The organism is Candidatus Electronema sp. PJ (genome assembly GCF_048287395.1).
Classification (GTDB): domain Bacteria; phylum Desulfobacterota; class Desulfobulbia; order Desulfobulbales; family Desulfobulbaceae; genus Electronema.
In genome coordinates this window covers 1-6,651 of sequence record NZ_JBLWEO010000078.1, presented here as the reverse complement: position 1 = coordinate 6,651, position 6,651 = coordinate 1, and the positions used below count along the sequence as shown (strand labels likewise).

Sequence of the window (6,651 nt, the reverse complement as noted above, 5' to 3'; positions counted from 1 at the left end):
ATGCTTGGGTTCTCCTGTGGTGTGCTGTCAATATGTTTTCCGCCCCATGACAGGACGGCTGCGTGCAAAGTTCAGGTGAATATTTTCACAAAGAGCGGTATGATGCGCTGATTCAGCTATCTATGATAGGTGATAAATGCGCTTCTGACAATATCAAACCGGATTGTGCCGAAAATTTCTCCATGAAAAAAGCAGTTGTTCTTCTCAGTGGCGGGCTGGATTCCAGCACGGTTTTAGCCATTGCCCGGAGCCGGGGCTTTCAGTGCCATTGCCTCAGCTTCCGCTACGGCCAGAAGCAGGATATTGAGCTGGAGCGGGCGGCGGGCATCGCCAAAGCCATGCGCACCGAACAGCATCTGATTCTCCGGCTGGACTTGGGCCTGATCGGCGGCTCGGCTTTAACATCAGCCATCGAAGTGCCGAAAGACCGGAACGCAGAGGAGATGGGGCAGGGCATTCCTGTGACCTACGTTCCTGCCCGCAACATCATCTTCCTCTCGCACGCGTTAGCCTGGGCTGAGGTACTGGGTGCGGCAGACATCTTTCTCGGCATCAATGCGGTGGACTATAGCGGCTACCCAGACTGCCGTCCGGATTTCCTTCACGCCTTTGCACGAGCAGCCAATCTCGGCACCAAAGCAGGCAGCACCGGTAGTCCTTTCCGCTTTCACGCCCCGCTGATTGAACTGAGCAAAAAGGAAATTATTGAGGTTGGCACAAAGCTGGGTGTAGATTACTCGCTCACCCACAGCTGCTATGACCCAGTGCAAGGCTTGGCCTGCGGTCACTGTGATGCCTGTATTCTGCGGCTGAAGGGCTTTGCTGAGGCGGGGATGAAGGATCCGGTGGTATATGCCAGCCACAATGAAGTTGAGCCTCCCAATACCATCTAGATGGTATTTTTCCACCAACGCTCGTTCCAGTTTACGGCTGATTCTGGTCAACTCTTTTCTCTAGCCGCGAATCAACCCCAGCAGCTCTGCTGTTTTCTCCCGCAGGAGATTCTCGTCGGCCCGGGTTTCCACATTCAGACGCAAGACCGGCTCGGTATTGGATTTGCGCAGGTTAAAACGCCAGGTTGGGTAGGCAACCGATAGCCCGTCCGTGTAATCCTTTTCCCCATCATGGTAGTGCTTTTCTATCTTGCTGATCACCGCATCAGGATCAGCAACAAGGGAGTTGATTTCTCCACTCACTGGGAAAGCCCGCATCCGTTCATCCACCAAGGCAGAAAGCGAACTGTTTTGTTGACTCATCAGCTGACAGATCAGCAACCAAGGCAGCATCCCAGAGTCGCAATAACCAAAGGCCTGGAAGTAATGATGCGCAGACATCTCCCCGCCATAAACAGCTTGCTCGCGGCGCATTGCTTCTTTAATAAAGGCATGGCCTGTCTTGGTCATTACCGCCTTGCCACCGGCGTTGGCCACCATTTCCTGCGTATTCCAGATCAGCCTTGGATCATGCAGGATAGTTGCGCCAGGATGCTGTTTGAGCATTGCTGCTGCCAGTAAACCAACGATGTAATAGCCTTCAATGAAGCGACCCTGCTCATCAAATAAGAAGCAGCGATCACAATCGCCATCCCAAGCAATGCCAAGATCAGCCCCATGTTCCTGGATAGCACGAGCCGTGTCTTGCCGATTCTCCGGTAGAAGCGGGTTGGGTACTCCGTTGGGGAAGTTGCCGTCTGGTTGATGGTTGAGCTTGATAAAGGTAAAGGGCAGCCGCTGCGCAAGCAGATCAATCACTGGCCCGGCACAGCCATTGCCTGCGTTAACCACGATCTTCAGGGGCTTGAGTGCCGCAGTATCCACGTAAGAGAGCAAGCAGGAAATGTAGTGGTACTTATTCGGCATCTTGCGGTTGCGGCCCACTTGAGACGGCTTTTCCAGCAGCGCAGTGCAGCACCATTCTGCATCCGCTGCCCGCTCGGCCACCTCCAGTAGGCCGGAGTCACAGGACATGATACGGGCACCTTTACGGACAAACTTCATCCCGTTCCATTCCGCCGGGTTATGGCTTGCTGTTACCATGATGCCGCCGTCAATACCTTCAGTCTCACCGCTGAACACCGCGAAATAAACTTCTTCAGTACCGCAAAGGCCGATGTCAATGGCATCAATGCCTGCCTTGGTTAGCACATCGCACAGGGTTTCGGCAATCTCCGGGCTGGATAAACGGACATCGCGGCCAATTACTACCTTGCGGGCCTCGATCTGGCAGCAGAAAGCTAACGCGATCCGAGCGGCAATAGCAGGGGTCAGCTCTTCGGGCACCAGCCCGCGTACATCATAGGCGGTGAAACATTTCAGCGGTTCAGGCATGATAGACTCCGGCGGAGAGAAGAAGAAACAAAAAGACCCGGTAGCGGACGGGCCGTACTGTCAGACAAATCTTGACAAACAAAGCGGCTCTTTTTAGGATGAGGAGAACGCTCTTTTCAGCAAACAGGTTTATTTAATAGCACTCTTCTCTCCCACAGGCAAGGGTAAATGCCGTCTGGCCGCTATAGCGATTGCCTACCTTCGCCGCAGGGCAAGCTGGAGATTATCGATGTTAATACAGATTACGTATGGATACTTTTCGTAATGTGCGTTGGTTTAACTGGTATGCAATTCTTGCTGATTTCAGGAAACCACAGTCTATTGTTGCAATATTAGCTTGGATATTCTCTGTTTATGGTACTATTTGGACTATAGTGGAATCTTCTGGAACGCACGGGTCAATACAAACGGTAGTTATTATAGGAACAATTTCATGCGCCTTTGCAGGATCGTTAATATTACTATTGCTTTCTCTACGCTGGCCATTGTTATGTCGCGCTGTGCGCGAGTATATTAGCATTAATATGTTAGGTAACTTTGACTTTAATGATTGCATTTTAGTTAGCTGTGGCCCTGGAGGAGCCTTCGGTGTTGGTATAGTTTCAAAGGCATTGCAATCAATGAATAGAAAAGTTCCAAAATCAATAGTTATAGATTGTGAATATACAAAACCTGGTGAACCAACAGTTGCTTCAATTATTTCGACTTCGTTGGATTTAAGCAAAGAAAACTGTTTAATTATTCATACTTATCTAGGAACAGGCGGGTCATTGAGAGCACTTCGGAAAGCTCTTAATATACCTAATGCGCCAGTATTTTGTTTTGTTATGTCTGAATCATTAGCCAAACGTAATCCTGCGAAATATTGCCTTTTCGTAGGCAGTCGATCTGTGTTACCTTGGCCTCAATCAGAAACACAGAAATGAAAATTTCTATCATAAAACAAAGTGCCATTCAATCTAAATGGAACCCTGCTCCATTAAAATGACATAAGATGGAAAAAAGCATCTGGCCAGACCGATGACTCAAAGATTTACTTGTCCTTGTGCAGTGGGTCTGATATACCAATGGACGCAGGATTTTCCCTGCTACTCCAGTGCCGCCAAGAGTAGTCCCCTGAACCCATGTTTTCCCTGATGCAGAGGAGGAACCGAGGCCGTGTCAGAAAATATCGCCCTATCGCCTGAATCCTACGGGCAACGTCTGATCGCCCAGAAGAGGAAGTTGCTTCCCGCGCTGACCGCAGCTATTGAGAGCCGCGATGACGCACGGCGTGAGAAGCTGCAACTGGCTGTCACTGCCATCACGGAAGCCCTGACATTCTTCAAACAGAGCTACCGCAACGAGATGGCCTGCCGCAAGAGTGCGCTTGCCGGCTTGGGAAAGATGCAGAACATGTTGGAGAAAGCTGACTTTGATCTAGCCTGCGTGGGTGTTCAAGCCAATGCCAGCACCGCAGAGGCCGAGCAGGTCTTTGATAAGCTGGTTGCTAAAGGTGGCAAGGTTGGGGCCTTTGCCGCCTTTCATAGTGGCAGACTGGCTGAATGCCGTATGGATTTCAGTCGAGCAGCTATCCGCTTTGACAAGGCTATTGAATTAGATCGGAGCAATATTCACTATCTGAAGGCAGCAGGATTACTCGCCCGCAAGATGTACCAGCACAAGAAGGCCCTGGCGTGCTTCTCTGAAATTGACAAGCTGCTTACTATTAAGGGCGAGGAGTCAGTTGAGCTAGCCATAGCTCGCCGAGAGATCGCCTATACCACGCTGCTTTCTGGGCAGCCTGCCCAGGCTGGTGTTTATTACAAGCAGGCCATGAGTGGTTTGAGCAAACTCTTAGGTAAGAATGATCCTGAAGTGGGCATCTGCTGGTTTCAGCTTGGCCTACTCCAAGAGAGCCAAGGTCAGTATGAGAAAGCAGAAGGGCCGTACAAGCAGGCCTTAGCGATCATGGAGAAGACAGACAATGACATGATCATGGCTGGCATCCTCGACAAGCTAGCTCGCTTGCACATGGAGCTGGAAGCAGAGTTTGAGGCTGTCCCGCTCCTAGAGCGGCTGCTGAAGATCAAGACCAAATCACCGCAGCCAGATTTAGCAGGTGTGATCATCATCTACAATCACTTGGCTGAGGCCAGTAGAGTTTGTGGCAACTACGACCGCTCTGAGGAGTTCTATAAGCAGGCTCTGGCTGTCACCCAGAAGCTACGCGGTAAGGATCACCCAGCAGTCGGCAGTATTTACCAGGAACTTGCCAAGCTCTGTGATCGGCAGCGAAAAAAGGAGGAGGCCAAGCAGTACAACGAGATGGCCGCAGCTCTGTTCAAACGGGTTCTGGAGGCACAAGAAGCAGCAGCAGGAGGACAGAGCCAAGATCGGCTGACGTTGTGACATAATGTTGTTTTCAGGCGGCGTGCCGGGCTGCGGCGCGTCATTGCACCAACTCCATTTCCTATCATTCCGCCATGAATCACTTTGATCAGTCCCTGGAGCTGCTGGCCTTTAACCTCAAACTTGCCAGCCGTAGCACCCACACCCGTATTCTGGTTAGCTCAGGCAAGGATGAGGATAAGAAAACTCTGCTGCCGCACATTAAAGAGCTGAAGCAGATTGGTGTGGAATTCTTTGCCACCCCTGGTACCAGTCAGTTTCTCTTAGAGAACGGTGTGAGTAACACCAAGTTACATAAGATCGCTGACAACATCGCACCCAATATTCTCCCCTATCTTTCTGATAGCAAGGTTGATCTAGTCATAAACATCCTTACCGGCAACAAGGACTACGACGAATCCTCAGACTCTTCAACCATCCGTACCCTGTGCATAGAGAACGGCATCCCCATCTTCACCAGCGTGAAGTTGGCTGCGATGACTCTTGAGCGGCTTCTTAAGGACAAAAAGCAGAACATCTTCAAATATTCCATCACCGATCCTTCAGCACCTTGGGACATGAAGAAGCATTTTCTCCAGATGGTACTGGAGAAAGGTGGCTTTGCCTGCTATCATGCCCACTTTGATAAATCCTATATCATCTCGCCTGATAACCTCAAACTCAGTCAGGCTGATATGCAGAAGAAATGGGAGCTGTACAAGTACGTCAAAGAAAACTATTCAGAGAGTGACCTCACCGAAAGGATGAGCCGTTGCATCGAGGTGATGAAAGCGCAAGGTGTAACCCATTGCCGTACCTTTATTGATGCAGACAACACAGTTAAGCTCCTACCTATGCAGGTTGCTCTAGCCCTGAAAGAGAAGCACAAGCACGAGATAAAAATTGAAATTGCTGTCCAGCCGCTGGAAGGTGTGTTAGGGGATAAATCGAGAACCTTCTTTGAAGAAGCCTGTGCACTGGCAGATGTAGTTGGTGGACTACCCTCAAAAGATCGGCCTTTGCCAGAGAAGCACCTGGACATCATTTTATCCATTGCCAAGAACCTTGGCAAACCAGTGGATGTACATGTGGATCAGGAAAACAATCCTGATGAAAATGAAACTGAGCTGCTGGCATTAAAAGCAATAGAACACGGCATGGAAGGTCGGGTGCGGGCTGTGCATTCAGTCTCCTTAGCCGCGAAAGATTTAAGTGAGCGCAAGCGGATTATGCGTCTGGCTAAGGACGCTGGCTTAGGCTTCATTGTCTGTCCATCCGCAGCCTTGAGCATGAAGCAGCTGCAAAAATACGCGCTGTTGCACAATTCCATCGCGCCAGTAGAGGAATTAGTCAGCAACGGCTTGCCTGTTTATCTTGGTATGGACAATATCCACGACCTCTTCATGCCTTTAGTTGATGGTGACATGTGGACGGAATGCCGGTTTTTAATGGAGGCCTGCCGCTATTACGAGCTGGAAACTGTAGCAAGTCTTGCCGCAGATAAAAGCGGCTTCTCCGTGCAGTAGATTTTTTGTCTCAGGACAAACCAACTTCATCACCCCCTTTCCTTTTTTCTCCACATTATGCTGGGTAGCAATTACCCAGCATTTTTTTCTTCTTCTCAGTAAAGAGCAAGGCATCTTCTCCGCCCTTTTGCCAGAGTTTTTTCGGCAGATCGACCAGTAGCTTTTCCGCTTCCAAACCATAAGCTGCACATCGTGGAAAATTCCCTCTTGACATATCTTCTTATTAGGTCTTACAAATAAATATTATGAATTCTAACCTCCCAAGCTGCAAAACAAAGGACAAGATGCTTATTGTCCTCACTTGGGAGGGTTAAAACCCCCACCTTCAGGTGGCAGCTTCAGCGGAACTTAGGTTAAGCTGGGAGCATGGAAACATATAATCATGGCTCACATGCTGTATTTTCAATACATCTGCGCTTGGCGTGGAT

The 6,651-nt window shown here is 49.8% G+C and carries 5 protein-coding genes; 4 read left to right on the top strand and 1 reads right to left on the bottom strand.

Features of this window, described 5'->3' with window-relative positions; all coding sequences use genetic code 11:
- Window positions 1–182 precede the first annotated feature (182 nt).
- Complete coding sequence (gene queC, locus ACNKIB_RS12560; protein ID WP_417910911.1) at window positions 183–893, top strand: 7-cyano-7-deazaguanine synthase QueC; 711 nt, start codon at window positions 183–185, stop codon at window positions 891–893.
- Window positions 894–953: 60 nt separating this feature from the next.
- On the opposite strand, the gene ACNKIB_RS12555 is transcribed toward queC, so the two are convergent.
- Window positions 954–2,327 carry a phosphomannomutase gene (locus ACNKIB_RS12555; RefSeq protein WP_417910910.1) on the bottom strand — a complete coding sequence of 458 codons (1,374 nt, stop codon included), beginning with the start codon at window positions 2,325–2,327 and terminating at the stop codon, window positions 954–956.
- A 248-nt stretch (window positions 2,328–2,575) separates the two neighbouring features.
- On the opposite strand from ACNKIB_RS12555, the gene ACNKIB_RS12550 reads away from it, so the two are divergent.
- The 3 genes from ACNKIB_RS12550 to ACNKIB_RS12540 all read left to right on the top strand — a co-directional run bounded on the left by ACNKIB_RS12550 (window position 2,576) and on the right by ACNKIB_RS12540 (window position 6,223).
- Complete coding sequence (locus tag ACNKIB_RS12550) at window positions 2,576–3,253, top strand: hypothetical protein (protein ID WP_417910909.1); 678 nt, start codon at window positions 2,576–2,578, stop codon at window positions 3,251–3,253.
- Window positions 3,254–3,485: 232 nt separating this feature from the next.
- Window positions 3,486–4,718 (top strand): tetratricopeptide repeat protein, encoded by a 1,233-nt coding sequence (locus tag ACNKIB_RS12545; protein ID WP_417910908.1) that lies wholly within the window; start codon window positions 3,486–3,488, stop codon window positions 4,716–4,718.
- 74 nt (window positions 4,719–4,792) lie between these two features.
- Window positions 4,793–6,223, top strand: a complete 1,431-nt coding sequence (locus ACNKIB_RS12540; protein ID WP_417910907.1) for an amidohydrolase family protein — start codon at window positions 4,793–4,795, stop codon at window positions 6,221–6,223.
- Window positions 6,224–6,651: the final 428 nt, after the last annotated feature.